This window comes from Nocardioides sp. J54, from assembly GCF_000519005.1.
In the GTDB taxonomy this organism is placed as follows: Bacteria; Actinomycetota; Actinomycetes; order Propionibacteriales; family Nocardioidaceae; genus Nocardioides.
The window spans coordinates 95294-114568 of record NZ_JAER01000008.1; the positions used below are offsets into that span (position 1 = coordinate 95294).

14 protein-coding genes and 1 pseudogene are annotated in these 19275 nt (G+C 73.0%); 5 read left to right on the top strand and 10 right to left on the bottom strand.

From position 1 onward, the window contains the following. Positions 1–121: 121 nt before the first annotated feature. Positions 122–2314 carry an MMPL family transporter gene (locus NOCJ54_RS24515; protein WP_051485603.1) on the top strand — a complete coding sequence of 731 codons (2193 nt, stop codon included), beginning with the start codon at positions 122–124 and terminating at the stop codon, positions 2312–2314. Between the two features lie 278 nt (positions 2315–2592). On the opposite strand, the pseudogene NOCJ54_RS30250 reads toward NOCJ54_RS24515, so the two are convergent. From NOCJ54_RS30250 to NOCJ54_RS0108015, 5 genes and pseudogenes are all read right to left on the bottom strand, one after another. After that, positions 2593–3261: pseudogene (locus tag NOCJ54_RS30250) on the bottom strand (class I SAM-dependent methyltransferase); the annotation flags it as partial. Next, a complete protein-coding gene (locus NOCJ54_RS29820) occupies positions 3246–3476 on the bottom strand; it encodes a hypothetical protein (protein ID WP_198020148.1) in 231 nt (76 codons plus the stop codon). The pseudogene NOCJ54_RS30250 and the gene NOCJ54_RS29820, both read right to left, overlap by 16 nt. A gap of 139 nt (positions 3477–3615) precedes the next feature. Beyond that, a complete protein-coding gene (locus NOCJ54_RS24520) occupies positions 3616–5253 on the bottom strand; it encodes a LuxR family transcriptional regulator (protein ID WP_051485604.1) in 1638 nt (545 codons plus the stop codon). 48 nt (positions 5254–5301) lie between these two features. Beyond that, positions 5302–6060 carry a DeoR/GlpR family DNA-binding transcription regulator gene (locus NOCJ54_RS0108010; RefSeq protein WP_028655090.1) on the bottom strand — a complete coding sequence of 253 codons (759 nt, stop codon included), beginning with the start codon at positions 6058–6060 and terminating at the stop codon, positions 5302–5304. 46 nt (positions 6061–6106) lie between these two features. Further along, a complete protein-coding gene (locus NOCJ54_RS0108015; RefSeq protein ID WP_028655091.1) occupies positions 6107–8092 on the bottom strand; it encodes a PTS mannitol transporter subunit IICBA in 1986 nt (661 codons plus the stop codon). A 199-nt stretch (positions 8093–8291) separates the two neighbouring features. Between NOCJ54_RS0108015 and NOCJ54_RS0108020 the strand changes: the two genes are divergently transcribed. Continuing rightward, the gene (locus tag NOCJ54_RS0108020; RefSeq protein WP_028655092.1) at positions 8292–9350 is read left to right on the top strand and encodes a zinc-dependent dehydrogenase; all 1059 of its coding nucleotides are present in this window, start codon (positions 8292–8294) and stop codon (positions 9348–9350) included. Between the two features lie 15 nt (positions 9351–9365). On the opposite strand, the gene NOCJ54_RS0108025 is transcribed toward NOCJ54_RS0108020, so the two are convergent. The 4 genes from NOCJ54_RS0108025 to NOCJ54_RS24530 form a co-directional block, all read right to left on the bottom strand. Further along, positions 9366–10121, bottom strand: coding sequence for a hypothetical protein (locus NOCJ54_RS0108025; RefSeq protein WP_028655093.1), 756 nt, complete (start codon positions 10119–10121; stop codon positions 9366–9368). Positions 10122–10255: 134 nt separating this feature from the next. Then, on the bottom strand, positions 10256–12529 hold the full coding sequence (locus NOCJ54_RS0108030) for a catalase (RefSeq protein ID WP_028655094.1): 2274 nt from the start codon (positions 12527–12529) through the stop codon (positions 10256–10258). Between the two features lie 98 nt (positions 12530–12627). Then, entirely contained in the window at positions 12628–14409 is a 1782-nt protein-coding gene (locus NOCJ54_RS24525; RefSeq protein WP_198020149.1) for a molybdopterin-dependent oxidoreductase, read from the bottom strand. 199 nt (positions 14410–14608) lie between these two features. Then, positions 14609–14821 (bottom strand): hypothetical protein, encoded by a 213-nt coding sequence (locus NOCJ54_RS24530; protein ID WP_036517244.1) that lies wholly within the window; start codon positions 14819–14821, stop codon positions 14609–14611. 332 nt (positions 14822–15153) lie between these two features. Between NOCJ54_RS24530 and NOCJ54_RS0108050 the strand changes: the two genes are divergently transcribed. Both NOCJ54_RS0108050 and NOCJ54_RS30255 read left to right on the top strand, forming a co-directional pair. Next, the gene (locus NOCJ54_RS0108050) at positions 15154–16302 is read left to right on the top strand and encodes a zinc-dependent alcohol dehydrogenase (protein WP_028655095.1); all 1149 of its coding nucleotides are present in this window, start codon (positions 15154–15156) and stop codon (positions 16300–16302) included. Positions 16303–16581: 279 nt separating this feature from the next. Beyond that, on the top strand, positions 16582–16902 hold the full coding sequence (locus NOCJ54_RS30255) for a hypothetical protein (protein WP_232221713.1): 321 nt from the start codon (positions 16582–16584) through the stop codon (positions 16900–16902). On the opposite strand, the gene NOCJ54_RS0108060 is transcribed toward NOCJ54_RS30255, so the two are convergent. After that, positions 16889–17416 carry a DUF2243 domain-containing protein gene (locus NOCJ54_RS0108060; protein ID WP_028655096.1) on the bottom strand — a complete coding sequence of 176 codons (528 nt, stop codon included), beginning with the start codon at positions 17414–17416 and terminating at the stop codon, positions 16889–16891. The genes NOCJ54_RS30255 and NOCJ54_RS0108060 overlap by 14 nt on opposite strands. A gap of 207 nt (positions 17417–17623) precedes the next feature. Between NOCJ54_RS0108060 and NOCJ54_RS0108065 the strand changes: the two genes are divergently transcribed. Further along, entirely contained in the window at positions 17624–19249 is a 1626-nt protein-coding gene (locus NOCJ54_RS0108065) for an ABC-F family ATP-binding cassette domain-containing protein (protein WP_028655097.1), read from the top strand. Positions 19250–19275: the final 26 nt, after the last annotated feature.

Consider the following 19275-nt stretch of genomic DNA (forward strand, 5'->3'; position numbering starts at 1 on the left):
CGGGCCAGCCGGCGGCAGTGGTGCTGGCACCACCACGGGGCGGGACGCACCACCCCTGACGGGCGGCGCCCGCGGCGGGAGCCTCGGAAGCAGCTCCCAACCACCCCCCGAGGAGATCGAGATGCCCCACCTGTCCGCCTTGCCCCGCCGGGCCGCCCGGTGGAGCGCCACCCACCCGTGGCGCGCCATCGGCGGCTGGCTGCTGCTCGTCGTCGTGGCCGTCGGCCTGGCCGTGGTCGTGCCGACCGACACCGCCGACGATGCCGACTACCGCACCGGTGAGTCCGGCCGCGCCGAGGCGCTGCTCGACGACGCCGGCCTCGAGGACCCGCCGTCCGAGAACGTCCTGGTCGCGGCGCGCGACGGTGTGATCGACCAGGCCGAGGGACGCGCCGCGGCTGCCGAGGTCGCCACCGCCCTGTCCGCGGTCGACGGCGTGATCCGCGTCGGCGACCCCCTGCCCAGCGAGGACGGCACCGCCCTGCTGGTGCCGGTGGAGCTGGAGTCCGAGGACCTCGAGGCCGCGCCCATGCTGGCCGCGACCGCCGCCGTCCAGGCCGACCACCCCGACCTGGTCGTCGAGCAGGCCGGGGAGGTCACCATCGACGAGGCGATCAACGACCGCGTCGGCGAGGACCTGCACTCCGCCGAGCTGTTCAGCCTGCCGGTCACGCTGCTGCTGATGCTGCTGGCCTTCGGCGCGCTCATCGCCGCGGGCCTGCCGGTGCTGCTCGCCGCGACCAGCGTGGCCGCGACCATCGGCATCACCGCGCCGATCTCGCTGCTCGTCCCGGCCGAGCCGACCGTCTACAGCATGATCGTGCTGATCGGCATGGCCGTCGGCGTCGACTACTCGCTGTTCTACCTCAAGCGGGAGCGCCAGGAGCGGGCCGCGGGACGGACGACGCTGGACGCGGTCGCGATCGCGGCGGAGACGTCGGGCCACGCGATCCTCGTGTCGGGTGCGGCCGTGGTCGCCGCGCTGTCCGGGCTGTTCGTGCTCACCGACGTCACCTTCAACTCGCTCGCCACCGGTTCGATCCTCGTCGTCGCGGTCGCCGTGCTCGGGTCGGTCACCGTGCTCCCGGCGCTGCTGGTCAAGCTGGGCCGCTGGGTGGACCGGCCGCGGGTCCCGCTGCTGTGGCGGCTCACCTCCCGGGTGCAGCAGGGCGCGATCAGCGGTCGCCTGCTCGGCCCGGTGGTCCGCCACCCCGTCGCCGCACTGGTGGTGGCCACGGTCGGGATCCTCGCCCTCGCCGTACCGGCGCTCGGGATGAAGACCCACCAGGCCGGCCCGGAGACGCTCCCCCGTGACATCCCCGCGGTGCAGACACTGCGCGCCATCACCGCGGCCTTCCCCGACGAGGGCGCGACCGCGCGGGTCGTGGTGACCGGCGTCGAGCCCGCCGCGGCGGCGAGCGCCCTCGAGCGCCTGGCCGAGGAGGCCGGTCGCGGCGAGGACTTCGTCACCGCCGGCGCCGAGCTGCGCGCGTCGGCGGACGGCCGGACGTCGGTGGTCGACCTCGCCCTGCCGTACGACGAGTCGGACGACCGTGCGGCGGAGGCGGTCGAGCGCCTGCGCGCCGACCTCGTGCCTGCCGTGCTGGGCGACGTCGTCGATGACGCCGGCGGGGACGCCGAGGCCGTGGTCGGCGGCGGCGCGGCCGCCTCGCTGGACTGGACCGACAAGCAGGCGGAGCGGATGCCCTGGCTGCTCGGGTTCGTGCTGCTGCTGACGATGGTGATGATGGTCGCCGCGTTCCGCAGCGTGCTGCTCGGGCTGGTCTCGACGGTGCTCAACCTCGCGTCGGTCGGGGTCGCCTTCGGCATCCTCGCCGTGGTCTTCCAGCACGGCGTCGGCGAGTCGCTGCTCGACTTCACCAGCCCCGGCTTCGTGGTCGACTGGATCCCGGTGTTCGTCCTGGTGGTGCTGGTCGGGCTGTCGATGGACTACCACGTGTTCGTGCTGAGCCGGGTCCGTGAGCTGGTCGACCGCGGGCTGCCGGTGCGCGACGCGGTGCACCGAGGGATCGCCGACACCGCCGGCGTGATCACCAGCGCCGCCGCGGTGATGGTGTCGGTGTTCGCGATCTTCGCGACGCTGTCGATGCTGGAGATGAAGATGATGGGCGTCGGCCTCGCCGCGGCGATCCTCGTGGACGCCACGGTCATCCGCCTCGTCGTGCTCCCGGCCGTGCTGGTGCTGCTCGGCGAGCGGGCCTGGCCGCGCCGCCGCCCGCCGACCCCACCGGTCGCCCCGCCCCCGGCGAGCGCATGGGTGTCGGAGGACGGGCGGCTCGTGCCGGCGCGCTGACCGCCGGATCGTCCCGGTCGAGCGCCGGTGGCTCGCCGCCACGGGGAACACTCCCGCGGCGGCGGGCCCTCACTTGCGGCAGGCCAGGTAGGCGTTGACCGGGTCCGCGGCGACGTCGACTTTCGGACGTCGCCGAAGCCGGCGTCGTGGAGCATCGACGTGGCCAGCTGGAGGCCCCACGCCGTGCCCAGCCCGTCGCCGCCCAGCCCGAGCGAGACGCTCATGCAGTGCATGGTCGAGACCGTGTAGAGGAACGGCCCGAACGGGTGGTCGATGTTCTCGTGCACGTGGCTGGACGCCTCGATGTCGACGAGCAGGAAGACCCCGTCGTCGCGCACGGCGCGGGCGATGTTGCCCAGCACCCGGGCGGGGTGCGCCTGGTCGTGGATGCTGTCGAACGCGGTGACGAAGTCATAGGCCGCCACCTCGTCGAGGGTCGCCACGTCCAGCGCCTCGAAGCGGGCGTTGGCCAGTCCCCACGCGGCGGCCTCGCCGCGGGCGGCGTCCAGCGCCTCGGGCGAGAAGTCGTAGCCGACGAAGTGGCTGGCGGGGAACGCCCGCGCCAGGACGTTGACCGCGTGGCCGCTGCCGCACCCGACGTCGGCCACCTGCGCCCCCGCCTCGAGCTGGTCGCGCAGGCCGTCGATGGCCGGCACCACGCTCTCGAGGAGCGTGGTGTCCACGAGGGCCCGGCTGTCCTCGGCCTGGAGCTGGTGGAAGCGGGCGTAGTCGCTGTACGACAGCCCGCCGCCCTCGCGGAAGCAGCGCACGATGCCCTGCTCCACCTCGGCGATCATCGGCACCAGCGTCGTCAGGCGGGCGAAGTTGTCCGGACCGGCGGCCTCCGTGAGCAGCGCGGCGTGCTCCGGCGGCAGCGCGTAGGTGACGGCCTCCGGGTCGTGGACGACGATGCGGGCCGTCGTCATCGCGTTCAGCCACTCCCGCACGTAGCGCTCGTCGAGGCCGGCACGGCCTGCCAGCTCCGCACTCGTCTCTGCGGCGGCTGGCCGGCGAGGGCCTCGAAGAGGCCGGTCTGGTGGCCGATGCTGGTCATCAGCGCGGTCGCCGCTCCGTTGACGACGCCGATCCTCCGGTCGGCGAACGCCTCGACGGCGGCGGGGTCGGGCGCGACCTGCGCCCTGGTCTCGGTGGTGGCGGTCATCCCCGTCTCCCTTCCTGCGGGCGCCCGGCCGGCGCCGTTGCGACGACGCTAGGAGCGCCGGTCGGCTCCCGGCATCGACCGAGTGGTGCGGAGACGTGCCGCCGCGTGGTCCGAATGGTGCAGGCGCGGCGCCGCCCGCTCAGCGCTGGAGGGGTACGTCGAGGTGGTGCTCGTGCGCCCAGGCCGCGGCCGCCGTCCGGGACGACACCCCGAGCTTGACGTAGACGTTCGCGAGGTGGCGCCGCACCGTGGCCTCGCTGATCGTCAGCGACGCGGCGACCTCGCGGTTCGTCGCGCCGGTCGCGACCCTCGCCAGCACCTCGGCCTCCCGGGCGGTGAGGCCCCCGGGGAGGGAGGCTGGGCCACCGGTGGACGGGACCGGGACCCCGAGCGCGTCGAGGTCGTCGGCGGCGCTGCGCCGCAGCAGCCGCGCGGCGTCGTCGTCGCCGGTCGCTGCGAGGACATCGGCCAGCAGCAGCGAGGCTCGCGCGGCGTCGTACCGCAGGCCGAGGCGGGTCAGCCGCGCCGCGGCCGACGAGAGCAGCGGCGCCGCCTCGGCCGGGCGGTCCTGAGCGAGCAGGACGGCACCGCGGCCCTCCTCGGCCCAGGCCGTGAAGCCCGGCGTCGGGTAGCGGTCCGCCAGGCCCTCCAGCGCGTCGGCGGCGCCCGCCGCGGTCGCCGGGTGGTCCGAGGCGAGCGCGACCTGGACCTGGGCGCGGAGCAGCCGGGCCCGGAGGAACGGCGATGGTGCGGCGACGACCGCGGCGGTGATCGAGGCACAGGCACCGTCGGCGTCACCACGCGCGAGCTGGAGCAGGCTGGCTCCCGGCTGCGGGTCGCGCCCCAGGCCGGCAGCCCGCCGGTAGTGCGCGGTCGCACGGTCGAGCTGGCCGCGGACCCGGCAGCTCTCACCGAGCTGGTAGGCCGCCTCCGCCACGGCCTCGACGTTGAGGTCGGCGAGGTCGCGCTCGACCTCGGCCGCCTCCCGCTCCACGTCGGGCCACGCCCCCTCGAGCACGTGCAGCTGCAGCCGGTGCGCCCGGCACACGCCGAGGAACATCACGGCGTCCGAGAAGCCCTCGACCCAGCGCTCCGTCACGCGGGTCCACTCCCTGGCCCGGTCGAGGTCCATCAGGTCGTGGCAGGCCGAGATCATCGTGCAGTAGATGTTGCCGGTGAACTCGCGCTCGACACGGTCCGCGAGGACGGGGAGCATCGCCTCGTCGAGCACGGCGAAGCCCTCCCGCAGCCGGCCGTCCCACAACCGGACCACGCCCTGGAGCACCAGCCCGAGCGCGACGAGGGTGTCGTCGGCCAGGTCGCGGCCGAGCCGCTCCAGCTGCTCCCCCTGCTGGGTTGCGTCGTCGACCCGCCCCGCCTCGAGGGCCTGCCACCCGTCGGCCCAGAGCAGGACCCCGTGCCAGTGCCCGGGCGGCACGCCCTCGAGGAGCCGCCGGCCCCGGCTGAGCCAGCCCGAGCCCAGCGCCGGCTCGCCGCGCATCAGCCAGGTGACCCCGACGTCCAGCGCCCGCGCGGCGGCGCGGTCGACCCTGCCCTCGTCGAGGTAGCGCCGGTGGAGCACCTCGCACAGGTCGAGGTACTCGGAGATCCGGCCCAGCCACCAGGTCGCCTCGGTGAGCATCGACAAGGCGTCGGCGTCGAGGCACTGCTGGTCCGCGAGCGGGCGGAGGGCGGCGTAGGCCGTCGCGTAGTCCTTGCGCTCGAGGGCGAGGCCGACCGGCCCGAGGGTGTCGTGCGGGTCGACCGGACCGGCCACGGCCTCAGGCTACTCGCGCGAGCGGTCCTCGTGGAGGCCCGGAAGCGCTCAGACGCGCAGCACCTCGGGGCCGAGCGCGTGGTAGCGGTCGGCCTCCGCGCGGTCGAGCTCGGTGCCGGTCACGATCGTCTCGAAGTCGGCCACGTCGGCGAACCTGCAGAAGCTGGTGATCCCGAACTTGCTGTGGGCGGCGATGAGCACTCGACGCCGCGAGCGGCGGACCGCCTCGCCCTTGATGGCGGCGACCGCCGGGTCGGGAGTGGTCAGGCCGTCGTCGACGGAGACGGCGTTCGTGCCGAGGTAGGCGAGGTCGATCGTCAGCCCGCGCAGCACGCTGGCGTTCCACTCCCCCACGGTGGCGAGGGTGCGCCCCCGCATCCGGCCGCCCAGCAGCATCACGGTGACGGTGGTGCTGTCGGCGAGGGCCTCCGCCGCGAGCAGGGACGAGGTCACCACGGTCAGCTCCCGGCGCGCGAGCTTCTCGGCGACCAGGCGGGGGCTGAACCCCTCGTCGATGTAGACGGTCTCGGCGCCGTGCAGCAGGTCGGCGGCTGCGGCGGCGATGCGGCGCTTCTGGGCGATGTCGACGCGGCTGCGGTACTCGACGCCGGACTCGAAGGCCGCGCTCTCGAGCGGGATCGCGCCGCCGTGGGTGCGCTTGACGAGGCGACGGTCCGCCAGCACCCGGAGGTCCCGACGGATCGTCTCCGTCGCCACGCCGAGCTCGTCGGCCATCGCGATCACCTCGACCCGGCCCTCGGTCCGGGCCCGCTCGAGGATCAGCGCCTGCCTGGTCTCCGAATCCACGGCGCCATTGTGCTGCACCGTCGCTACGGCCACGGGGCGGTCCCCGTCAGGCGCGGACGCCGTCCAGGACGGCGCGGACCTCTTCCTCGCTGCCGGCCGCCCGGAGCCGGGCGACCTGCTCCTCGTCGAGGAACACCTGCGCGATCCGGCTCAGCAGGCCGAGGTGCTCGTTGCCCTGCCCTGCGATCCCGACGACGAACTCGGCGGGCTTGCCGTTCCAGTCGATCGGCTCGGCGTAGCGGACGAACGAGATGCCGGTGCGGCGCACGGCCGCCTTCGCCTCGTTGGTGCCGTGCGGGATCGCCAGGCCGTTGCCCATGTGGGTCGAGACCGACTTCTCCCGCTCGTGCATGGCCGCGACGTACGACGGCTCGACGACCCCGGCGGCGACCAGCAGCTCACCGGCCTCGGTGATCGCGTCGTCGCGGGTGCGGGCGGTGCCGGCCAGCACGATCGCGGACGAAGCGAGCACGCTGCCGTCGTCCTTTCCGGCTGCCGGCTCGGGCTCGGGCGCTGTCGCCGCGTGCGCCCCGCCCTGCGGCGCACTTCCCTGCGGTGCACCGCTCTGTCCCAGCAGCTCGACGATCTCGTCGTAGCGCGGCGTGCCCATGAAGTCGTCGACGGAGACGTGCACCGCCGAGGGCGTCCTCTGCTTCGCGCGGTCGGTGAGGTCGCGGTGGGTGACCACGAGGTCGACGTCGTCCGCCAGGTTGGCGATCGCCTGGTTGGTGACGGTGACGTTCGAGAAGCCGGCTGCCTGGATCTTGCGGCGCAGGACCGAGGCGCCCATCGCGGAGGAGCCCATGCCCGCGTCGCAGGCGAAGACGATCCGCTCGATGGTGCCGCGGGCGCCGCCCAGCGCGCTGGACGCGATGGACCGCTTCCCCTTCATCGCCTCCATGCTGGCGGTCGCGGCGGCGAGGTCGTCCTCACCGTCGCCGCGCTCGGCGCGGAGCAGGACGCCCGCGACCAGGAAGGTGACGCCGGCCGCGGCCAGCATCGACAGGGTGACGCCGATGTAGCTGTCGCTGGCGGTCTGCGCGTAGACCGCGAACACCGAGCCGGGCGCGGCCGGTGCGCGCAGGCCGACGTCGAAGATGACGTTGACGAAGACGCCGGTCATGCCGCCCGCGATCATCGCGACGATCAGCTTCGGCTTCATCAGCACGTAGGGGAAGTAGATCTCGTGGATGCCGCCGAGGAAGTGGATGATCGCGGCGCCCGGGGCCGACGCCTTCGCCATCCCCTTGCCGAACACCATGAAGGCGAGCAGCAGGCCCAGGCCGGGACCCGGGTTGGCCTCGAGCAGGAAGAGCACCGACTTGCCGTCCTCCAGCACCTCGCTGCTGCCGAGCGGGGTCAGCACGCCGTGGTTGATGGCGTTGTTGAGGAAGAGCACCTTCGCGGGCTCGATGATGAGCGAGGTCAGCGGGAGCAGGCTGTTGTCGACGAGGAAGTCGACGCCGTCACCGAGCCGGTCGCTGAGGAAGGTGACGATCGGGCTCATCACGAAGAAGCCGAAGGTGGCGACGATCGCGCCCCAGATGCCGGCGGAGAAGTTGTTGACGAGCATCTCGAAGCCGGGGCGGATCTTGCCGTCCCACAGGGCGTCGATGTGCTTCATGGTCCAGCCGCCGAGCGGGCCCATGATCATCGCGCCGAGGAACATCGGGATCTCGGTGCCGGCAACGACGCCCATGGTGGCGATCGCGCCGACCACGCCGCCGCGGGTGTCGTAGAGCATCCGCCCGCCGGTGTAGCCGATGAGGATCGGCAGCAGGTAGGTGATCATCGGGCCGACGATGCCGCCACCGGCGTACTCGCCCCAGCCGCCGATCTCGGCGACCCACCCGTCCGGGTCGTCGCCGATCCCGAGCTCGGCCAGCCAGCCGACCTCGATGAACAGGGCCGTGATCAGGCCCCAGGCGATGAAGGCGCCGATGTTCGGCATGACCATGTTCGACAGGCTCGTGCCGAACTTCTGTACGTGGACGCGGACGCCGGTCCGCTGGGCCGGGGAGGTGGTCGACATCGCGGGATCTCCGTTCGTGCTCGCCCTGGGTCGGGACACCGGCGAACGTGACGCCGGTCACAGGGACACCAGCAGTAGACCCCAGATTCGGGCCCAAAGCAACACCTTTCGGGCATATTCGGGCATCAGATGTGTGGTTTCCTGCCCGAAATGGCGTTACCGTGGGGACGGCGAGACCCCGACCCGAAAGGTTCCGACCATGCTGGCCCTGCGCTTCTACGCCCCCGAGGACGTCCACCTCGAGGAGGTCCCCGAGCCGGACTGCGGACCCGACGAGGTCAAGATCCGCGTCCGCAACTGCTCCACCTGCGGCACGGACGTGAAGATCCTCCACAACGGCCACCAGAACCTGACGCCCCCGCGGATCACCGGCCACGAGGTCGCCGGCGAGGTCGTCGAGGTCGGCGCCGACGTCAACACGACGTACGGCAGCGACTGGCAGGTCGGCGACCGGGTCCAGGTCATCGCCGCCGTGCCGTGCGGTGAGTGCCACGAGTGCCGCAAGGGCTGGATGGCGGTCTGCCAGAACCAGACGTCGGTCGGCTACCAGTACGACGGCGGGTTCGCCGAGTACATGGTCGTCCCCCGCCAGGTGCTGAAGGTCGACGGGCTGAACCGCATCCCCGACAACGTGGGCTTCGACGAGGCGTCCGCCGCCGAGCCGTTCGCCTGCGCGATCAACGCCCAGGAGCTGCTGGGTATCGAGGAGGGCGACACCGTCGTCGTCTTCGGCGCCGGCCCGATCGGCTGCATGCACATCCGGATCGCCCGCGGCGTGCACAAGGCCGGCCCGGTCTACCTGGTCGACGTCAACGCCGACCGCCTGAAGATGTCCGCCGACGCCGTCGACCCCGACGAGGTCATCGACGCCAGCCAGGTCGACGTCGTGGAGCGGGTCATGGAGCTCACCGGCGGCCGCGGTGCGGACGTCATCATCACGGCCACCGCCGCCAACATCACCCAGGAGCAGGCCATCGCGATGGCCGCCCGCAACGGCCGGATCTCCTTCTTCGGCGGCCTGCCGAAGACGAACCCGACCATCACCTGCGACTCCAACGTCGTGCACTACCGCCAGCTGCACATCCACGGCGCCAACGGCTCGGCCCCTGAGCACAACAAGCGGGCGCTGGAGTACATCTCCACCGGGCAGGTGCCGGTCAAGGACCTGATCACCCGCCACATCCCGCTCACCGACGTGATGGAGGCCTTCGGCATCGTCGAGCGCGGCGAGGCCATCAAGGTCACCGTCGAGCCGTAGTCGCGGTGGTCCGGCTCAGGCGGGCAGCGTGAGCGCGACCCGGCCGCGCAGCCGGACCGCGCAGACCGCGGACTGCAGCGGCAGGTCGAGGACGAGCCCGTCGGGCGCGACCTCCACCCAGGCCTCGCCGGCGTCGCCGGACAGGTCGGGGTACCAGGTGGTGTCGTCGGCCTCGGGGCCCGGCGCGAGGTAGGTGTCGAGGACCTCCCACCACTCGATCTCGCCGGCCTCGCCGCGACGCATCAGGTCGACGAGGTCGTAGCGGCCCGGTCCGGTGAAGGCGGGCACGGCGACCGACAGCTCGGTCAGGGTCGTGGTGCCGAGGGGGACCGGCTCGGCCGACTCGACGCGGACGACCAGCCAGTCCAGCGGGGCCGGGCCGTCGTCGTACGGCTCACCGCCGCGGCGGACCTCGACCTGGACCGGGAGGTCGCCCGCCAGAGTGCCCTGCTCGCCGCCGGTCAGGGTGAGCTCGACGGCGTCGGTCGCGGCGCCGGCCAGCCGCTCGCGACGGGCCTGCTGCTCCTGGCGCTCCGCGGCCTCGCGGCGCGCGGCCACGTTCTCGGGGCGGGTGTCGGTGACCCGCTGCGCCCACTTCTCGGGGAGCACCGCCTCGAGGAGGGAGGTGCCCATCTCCTGCTGGGTGCGGCGGTCAAGGTCCTCCTGCGCGGCGCGGGCGTCGTCGCGCTCGCGGTTGTCGGTCGTCAGCAGCTCGGTCTTCTTCGCCTCGGCCCACTCCTTGCCGAGCTTCGCGATGTCCTTCCAGCCCATCGGGGCAGCGTAGGACGGTGCGGCACCCCGCAGGGCCCGAATCGGCGAAGCCGGCCGCCCCCGACCGAGGTCGGAGGGTCCGGCCCGACCGCCCCCGGGGCGGACCGGACCCTCCTGGTCTCGGGCGGGTCGGGTCAGACGGTCGCCTCGACCGGTGCGAACCGCTCCCAGGCCCGGTGGCTGCGCATCAGAACCTGGACCTCGTCGAGCACCTCGCCCGGCGCGGCACCCGTGACGATGCCCGCCGCGTCGGCGGGCAGCCCGGCGGCGGCGAGTGCGTCGGCACCGGCACCCCAGACACCGATCGCCTTGGCGTGGCGGAAGCACTCCTCCAGCATCAGCCGGACGCGGGGGTCCAGCGGCTGGGTCGGGTCGTCGACCTTGTGGTCCCGCACCGGGATCGCGTCCGGGGCAGGAGCCGGGCAGCCGGCGACCAGCAGGGCGTCGTACTCCACGGAGCGGCCGGTGCCGAAGGTGCGCTGCACGACCGTGCCGTCGGAGAGCTTGCCGCCGTGCGGACCGACCACCAGTGCGACCATGCCGCGGTCGCCGATCGTCTCGACCAGGTCCTGCACGCCGTCGAGGTCACCCTCGTCGGCGACGACGATCCCGATGAGACGGCCGTCCGTCGGCCACTCCTGGCCGAGCTGCGACAGCGCCGGGCTGGGCACGACGTCGGGCAGCGGACCGTCGGCGACGGGCGCCGGGAGGCCGAGCCCGGCGGCGACCTCGAAGCACAGCTCGGGGTCGATCTGCGCGAGCGCGAGCAGCTGCCGCTCCCGGATCGCCTGCTCGTAGCAGCGGCCCAGCTCGAAGGTGTAGGCGAGGATGATGTGCTGCTTCTCGACCGGCGTCATGCTCTGCCAGAACAGCCGGGCCTGGCTGTAGTGGTCGGCGAAGGACACCGGGACGTCGCGCTCCTTGACCGACTCCGCGACCCGGACCGGCACGTCGACGAAGGCGCCGTCGCGCGCGGCGCCGGCGAAGAACGGGCAGCCGCCGTCGAGCGAGTTCGGCTTGTACGGCGCGACGCCGGAGTGCACGGCGTGCTGGTGGAAGCCGTCGCGGAGCATGTCGTTGACCGGCGCGTGCGGCCGGTTGATCGGGATCTGGTTGAAGTTCGGCCCGCCGAGCCGGGTGAGCTGGGTGTCGACGTACGAGAACAGCCGGGTCTGCAGCAGCGGGTCGTTGGTGACGTCGATGCCCGGCACCAGGTTGCCGACGTGGAAGGCGACCTGCTCGGTCTCGGCGAAGAAGTTCGTCGGGTTGCCGGTCAGCGTCAGCAGGCCGATGGGCTGCACCGGCGCGAGCTCCTCGGGCACGATCTTGGTCGGGTCGAGCAGGTCGATGCCCTCGAAGGTCTCGTCCGCGGTGTCCTCGAACACCTGGACACCCAGCTCCCACTGGGGGTACGCGCCGGACTCGATGGCGTCGTACAGGTCGCGGCGGTGGAAGTCGGGGTCGATGCCGCCGATCATCTGCGCCTCCTCCCAGGTCAGGGAGTGCACGCCGAGCCTGGGCTTCCAGTGGAACTTCACCAGCGCCGTCTCGCCCTGGGCGTTGACGGTGCGGAAGGTGTGGACGCCGAAGCCCTCCATCGTCCGGTAGGACCGCGGGATCCCGCGGTCGGACATGTTCCAGATCGTGTGGTGCTGCGCCTCGGTGTGCAGCGAGACGAAGTCCCAGAAGGTGTCGTGCGCGCTCTGCGCCTGCGGGATCTCCCGGTCGGGGTGGGGCTTCCCGGCGTGGATGACGTCGGGGAACTTGATGCCGTCCTGGATGAAGAAGACCGGGATGTTGTTGGCCACCAGGTCGAAGACGCCCTCGCTGGTGTAGAACTTCGTCGCGAAGCCGCGGGTGTCGCGCACCGTGTCGGCCGAGCCGCGCGAGCCGAGCACCGTCGAGAACCGCACGAACACGGGGGTCTCGACGCCGCGGCCGAGGAACTTCGACTGGCAGATCGGCTTCGCGTTGCCGTAGCCGACGAAGACGCCGTGCGCGCCGGCACCGCGGGCGTGCACCACCCGCTCGGGGATCCGCTCGTGGTCGAAGTGCGTGATCTTCTCGCGCAGGTGGTGGTCCTGCAGCAGCGTCGGTCCCCGGCTCCCCGCCTTCAGCGAGTGGTCGCTGTCGCGCAGCCGCGCGCCGGTCGAGGTGGTGAGGAACTTGCCCTGCTGCGCCATGTCCTCGCGCGGCACGATCGTCTCCGCCCCCGTGGGGGTACGACGCTCCGGCGCGGCCTGGTCCGGCTTCGGCGGGAGCGGCTCGACCGGCTTGGTCGGCTCCTTCACCGTCGGCGGCTTCGCGCCGGGGACCCCCGGCGCCCGCTGGGCCTCGAGGCCCGCGACCTTCTCCAGCGCGGTCTCCGCCGCCTGGCTCACCGCACTGCGCACGGCCTTCCGGACCACGCGCGCTGCCTTGCCACTGTCAACCATGGGGGGGCTCCCTCTCGTCGAGACGTCCCCGCGCCGTACCCGTGCGGAGAGGGTTTGATCCGGTCGCCGGCTCAGCCGGTCACCATCACCTGGGCAGCGGTCTCCTTCACCTTCGCGTTGGCCCACCGCATCTGGCGCAGGGTCTGGGGGTGGCAGTCCTCCGCGACGGCCAGCAGCCGCTCGTCCTTCATCGCCTGCGCCGTCTGGGCCAGGACCTCCCAGTCGAGGGACACGCCGGCGGCCGTGCGGTGGAGGTGGCGCAGGTCGAGCCGGCGCGACAGGTCGACGAGGATGTCGAGGTCCGGCCGTGCCTCCCCGGGCGGTTCGACCGCCTTCTCGGAGAGGTGGACCGTGCGGTCGACGTTGGTGAAGGTCCCGGTCTTCTCCCCCCAGGTCGCCGCAGGGAGCACCACGTCGGCGAGCTGCGCGGTCTCGGTCAGGAAGAGGTCCTGCACGACGAGGAAGAGCCGGTCCTGCGACAGCAGGGACCGGATCCGCCCCAGCTCGGGGAGCGACACCGCCGGGTTGGTCCCCGACACGTGCAGGAACCTGATGGAGCCGTCCTCGACGTACCGCATGATCTGCATGAGGTGGGTCGGGGCCGTGTAGTGCGGGATCTCCATCGGGTCGATGTTCCAGACCCGGGCGAGGTCCTGGACGTGGGCGTCGTTGGACCAGTTGCGGAAGCCGGCGAGGTCCCCGTCCGCGCCGCACTCACGGGTGTTCTGCGCCGTCGGCTGCCCGTTCATCTGCAGCAGGCCGCAACCCGGGCGGCCGAGCATCCCGCGCACGATGTGCACGTTGTTCACCTGCACGGCGGCCGCCGTGGCCTGGTGGGACTGGTAGAAGCCCTGCAGCACGGTCGACACGAGTCGGTCCGCCGAGCCGATCAGGCGTGCCGCCTCACGCAGGTCGCCTGCAGGGACACCGCACACCTCGGCTGCTCGCTCGACGGTCGTGCCCGCGACCATCTTCTGCAGCTCCGCGAAGCCCACGGCGTGGGCGTCGACGTACTCGTGGTCGACCCAGTCGTTCTCCAGCAGCTCGTGCAGGAGGGCGTTCATCAGCATCACGTTCGTGCCGGGCCGCGGCGCGAGGTGGACGGTGGCGTGCTCGGCGACCGGGGTGCGGCGGGGGTCGACGCAGACGAGGGCGGGCGGCTCGGGACCCTCCAGCCGGTCGAGGATCCTGCTCCACAGCACCGTCTGCGTCTCGGCCATGTTGTGCCCGTAGAGGCAGAGGACGTCGGCGTGGTCGATGTCGCTGTAGGACCCCGGCTGGCCGTCGCAGGCGAAGGACTCCTTGAGCGCCGCGGCCGCCGTCGCCGTGCACAGGCGGGTGTTGCCGTCGACGTGGTTGGTGCCGATGCCACCGTGCGCGATCAGGCCGAGGGTGTAGTACTCCTCGAGGAAGAGCTGGCCAGAGGTGTAGAAGCCGATGGAGGACGGTCCGCGCTCGTCGAGCAGCTGCCTGGCCCGGCCCGCGACGGCGTCCATCGCGGTGTCCCAGTCGGTCTCGACCAGCTCACCACCGCGCCTGATGAGCGGCCTGGCCAGCCGGTCCTCGGACGCGTTGGCCTGCCAGCCGAAGAGGTCCTTGGGACCGAGTCGGCCGTGGTTGATCCGGTCGGTGGCCCGACCGCGCACCCCGACGATCCGCCCGTCCCTCACGGCGATGTCCATCGCGTCGCCGTTGGAGTGCAGGATCGAGGCCGACTGCACCCACCGGTCGACGTCGTCGGGCTGGAGCCCGTCGGCGAGGTGGGTGTCGACGCGCACCGGCCACTCCTCGCCCGGTCCGTACGGCGTCCGGGACCCCCACGGCTCGGCGATCCGGTCCACACGCTTGCCCATCCGTCCCCCTTGCTCGTCGGCATGTCCGTCGGCGGGCGGGAGGGCAGGAACAGGTCGCCTCGCGGCGGGCACCCCCGCGCCGTACCCCCTGCCCGGCAGGGCATCCGGTGCCGGGCACGACGACGCCCCGGACCGGTGGTCCGGGGCGTCGTGGTGTCGAGCTGTTGCGCCCGCTGATCAGTGGCTGATCAGTGGCTGATCAGTACACGCGGCGGTCGTCGCGGTGGACGACCTCCTCGCGGCGGCGCCACGGCGGCGCGTAGAGCAGCGAGAGCACGATGGCGACGATGCCGGCGACGATCAGGATCGTGCCGAGCGCGCCGTCGTTGATGAACTCCAGGTCCACGGTGATGACGTCGAGCGCCAGGATCGCACCGAGGACCAGCAGGACGATGCCGAGTCCGATGTACATGTCTTCCCCTAGTTTTCTTTCCGGCTCAGGTCAGGGCCATCACGAGCACGGCGGCCATGGCCAGGACGGACAGGACCAGGACGAGTCCCGAGAACTCATCGACCTCGGTCGTGTCGGTGTGGTGCTGCTGGACGGTCATCTCTTCCCCCCTGGTGTCGAGCCATCCACGACTGGACGACTGGTACCCCGGGGTGGCTGGTCCAGACCGGTCCAGCGTTTTCGAGGACAGCCGTCCCCCTTGCGTCGGCGCTCGACCGGCCGTGCCCTGCTGGGCGGCTAGGGAGGGGCGCCAGGGGTACGGCCCGGGCTGATCGGCCACTCGAGGAGGAACGATGAAGGCGATGGTCTACCGCGGCCCCTACCGCGTCCGGGTCGAGGAGAAGCCGCGGCCACGGATCGAGCACCCGGGCGACGCGATCGTGCGGGTGGAGCTGGCCGCGATCTGCGGCTCGGACCTGCACCTCTACCACGGGATGATGCCGGACACCCGCGTCGGGACGACGTTCGGCCACGAGTTCATCGGCGTGGTCGACGAGGTCGGCCCGGAGGTGCGGCACCTGCAGGTCGGCGACCGGGTGATGGTGCCGTTCAACGTCTTCTGCGGGACCTGCTGGTTCTGCTCGCGCGGCCTCTACTCCAACTGCCACAACGTCAACCCCAACGCCACGGCGGTGGGCGGGATCTACGGCTACTCCCACACGACCGGCGGGTACGACGGCGGGCAGGCCGAGCTGGTGCGGGTGCCCTTCGCCGACGTCGGTCCCACGGTGATCCCGGACTGGATGAGCGACGAGGACGCGCTGATGTGCACCGACGCGCTGCCGACCGGCTACTTCGGCGCCCAGCTCGGCGGCATCGCCGAGGGTGACGTCGTCGTGGTGCTCGGCGCCGGCCCGGTCGGGCTCTACGCGGCGAGGAGCGCGTGGCTCATGGGCGCCGGGCGCGTCATCGTGGTCGACCACCTCGACTACCGGCTGCAGAAGGCCGCGGACTTCGCGCACGCCGAGACGCTCGACTTCGGGCAGGTGCGCGACGTCGTGGTGGAGCTGAAGAAGCAGACCGACCACCTGGGCGCGGACGTCGTCATCGACGCCGTCGGCGCGGAGGCCGACGGCAACCTGCTCCAGCACGTCTCGTCGGCGAAGCTCAAGCTGCAGGGCGGGTCGCCGATCGCGCTGAACTGGGCGATCGACTCGGCGCGCAAGGGCGGCACGGTCGCCGTGGTCGGTGCCTACGGCCCGATGTTCAGCCTCGTGAAGTTCGGCGACGCGCTCAACAAGGGGCTGACGATGCGGATGAACCAGTGCCCGGTCAAGCGCCAGTGGCCGCGTCTCTTCGAACACATCCGGGCCGGTCACCTGCGCCCCAGCGAGCTGGTCACCCACCGCATCCCGCTGGAGCACGTCGCGGAGGGCTACCACATGTTCTCGGCCAAGCTCGACGACTGCATCAAGCCCGTCATCACGCCGAGCGCCGCCTGAACCCGAAGGGACCGATGATGAGCGACACGCCCTACGCCGCCACCGCCCGACGCGGCATCCCGTCCGCGGACGAGCTGCGCGCCCGGATCCCCGGCTGGGGAGCCGACCTCGACCCGGCCGACCGTCCGTCGTACCCGCGCGAGGTCGACGGGCGGTCCACCCGCGTCCCGTGGGACCTCCCCGAGCAGCAACCGGAACCCCAGCCGCGGGAGCGGTCGATCGAGCACGCCCGGCTCACCCCGGTCTTCGGCACCAGCGTCCCGCTGCGCGGCCTGTCCGGTGCCGTCCGACGGCTCGCCTACCGCCGGTTCAGCGAGGCCCGGCCCGCACTGGCTGCTCCTGCTGGGCGCGGACCGGATCGACGTCGTCGAGCAGACCGCCGTCGCGCTGGTCCGCGGCCGGCCGGACGACCCGGTCACCGAGACCGGCATCCGGGCCGAGCTCACCCGCGACGGCTTGGCCTCCCGGGTGGGGCGCGGTCGTTTGGACGTGCGCCACCAGGCGCTGGACCCGGTCGTCGTCGCACTGCCGTGGGCACTCGGCGCGTGGGCGGCGGTCCGAGGCGCCCGCGCCGTCCGCCGGGCCGTCAGGTCGAGCTGACCCCGTCCCGGTCGGCGCCGACCCGGTCGGCGCCGGCCCGGTGCAGCAGCCAGCCGCCCACGACGAGGACGGCACCGAGGGCGAGGAACCCGAGGTCCCACGCGAGCGGTGCGGACAGGTCGTCGCGGACGTGGTGGACCCCGAGCAGGTGGTGGTCGACGACGCCCTCGACCACGTTGAACAGGCCCCACCCGGCGAGGGCGAGGCCGACGTGGAAGGACCAGCGCGGCGACAGTCGCCCGGCGCGCCACGCGCGGAACGTGCAGATCGTGGCTGCGAGCAGGCACACCCAGGCGGCCGCGTGGAACAGCCCGTCGGCGAGCGTGTTCGCCTCCAGCCCGGCCACGGTGGTCGTCGGGTAGTCGTCCACGTGGCTGACCATGTGGTGCCACTGCAGCACCTGGTGCAGCACGATCCCGTCGACGAAGGCACCGAAGCCGATCCCGTAGAGGAGACCGACTGCCCGCGTCGGCCGGGCGCCCTGGGGGAGGTGTGCGGGGCTGGCTGCCGTCATGCCCGACGCGGTACCCGCACCGGGCGCGACAAAATCGCTGTCGCCCACCCCGCTGCGACCCGTACAGTCCACGCCATGTGCTGCTACGCGAAGAAGCCCTGGTCGAGCCGCTGACGGCGGCAGACCCCGACTGACCTCTCGCCGCCGTCCGGATACCGCCGGGCGGCCCGCGTGCTGCCCGGCTCCCGACGAGCCGAGAGATCACGCATGCTTCGCACTCCTTCATCCCTCATTGCCGGCACACCCACCGACGTCGCTGCCGACCTGTCCGCGGGCGCCGCGGCGCACCTGCGCGCCGAGGGCGTCACCGTCGCGCGCGGCGGCCGCACCGTCCTGTCCGGCGTCGACGTGACCGTCGGCGCCGGGTCGCGCCTCGCCGTGGTCGGCGAGAACGGCCGCGGCAAGACCACGCTCCTGCACGTCCTCGCCGGCGACCTCCCTCCGGACCGCGGCACGGTGAGCCGCGCCGGCACGCTGGCCCTGGTCGAGCAGACCCTCGACGTCGCCGACGACCGCACGGTCGGCGACCTCGTCCGCGACGCGGTCGGCGACGCGCTCGACGCCCTCGACCGACTGGAGGCCGCGACGGAGGCACTCGCCGCCGGGGAGCCGGACGCCGAGGACGCCTACGCACGGGCGCTCGAGGCCGCCACCCGGCTCGACGCCTGGGACGCCGAGCGCCGTGTCGACGTCGCCCTGGCCGGCCTCGGCGCGTGCACCGACCGGGGCCGGCGGCTGTCCACGCTGTCGGTCGGCCAGCGCTACCGGGTGCGCCTGGCCGTCGTCCTCGCCTCCGGTGTCGACCTGCTCCTGCTGGACGAGCCGACCAACCACCTCGACGCCGCGGCCCTCGACTTCCTGGCCCGCCGCCTGCGCGAGCACCCCGGGGGCGTCGCCGTGGTCAGCCACGACCGCGCGCTCCTGCGGGAGGTCACCACCACCTTCCTCGACCTCGACCCCAGCCGCGACGGACGGCCCCGCGTCCACGCCGGCGGGTACGACGGCTGGGTCACCGGCCGCCGGCGCGAGCGCGAGCGCTGGGAGCAGGAGCATGCCGAGCAGGTCGCCGAGCACGCAGCGCTGGAGCGGGCGGCCGACGAGGCCCGGGGGCGGCTGCGCACCGGGTGGCGCCCGGACAAGGGGACGGGCAAGCACCAGCGGGCGACCCGCGCGGGCGGCGTGGTCCGCGCCCTCAACCGGCGCGTCGGGGAGCTCGACGAGCACCGGGTCACCGTCCCGGAGCCCCCGCGAGCACTGTCCTTCCCCGCCCTGCGCGTACGACGGGGGCGGCCGTTGCTCGACGCCCGCGGGGTCGCCGTGGCCGGCCGGCTCCGGGGGCACCTGGACCTCTCGCTCGCTGGCGGCGACCGGCTCGTGCTGACCGGACCGAACGGGGTCGGCAAGTCCACGCTGCTGGCGGTGCTCGCCGGCGGGCTCGAGCCGACCGACGGCGAGGTGCGCACGCACGACGGCGCCCGGGTGGTGCTGCTGTCGCAGGAGACGTCGACCGGCCTGTCGGCCGCCGGCCACGAGGCCGCGGTGCGAGCCACCGGCCTGCTCGACGAGGAGGCGCTGCGCACCCCCGTCGACCGGCTCTCCGAGGGTCAGCGGCGTCGCCTGCACCTCGCCCTCTGCCTCGCCGCACGCCCCGACGTCCTGCTGCTCGACGAGCCGACGAACCACCTCTCGATCGCCCTGGTGGACGAGCTCACCCGAGCGCTGGAGACGACCTCGTGCGCCGTGGTCGTCGCCACCCACGACCGCCAGCTGCTGGCCGACACCGCCAATTGGCCGCGCCTGGCGCTGGGGGATCGCGGGCCGAGGACCGGGTAGAGCACCGAAGGGCGCGCTCGGTAGGA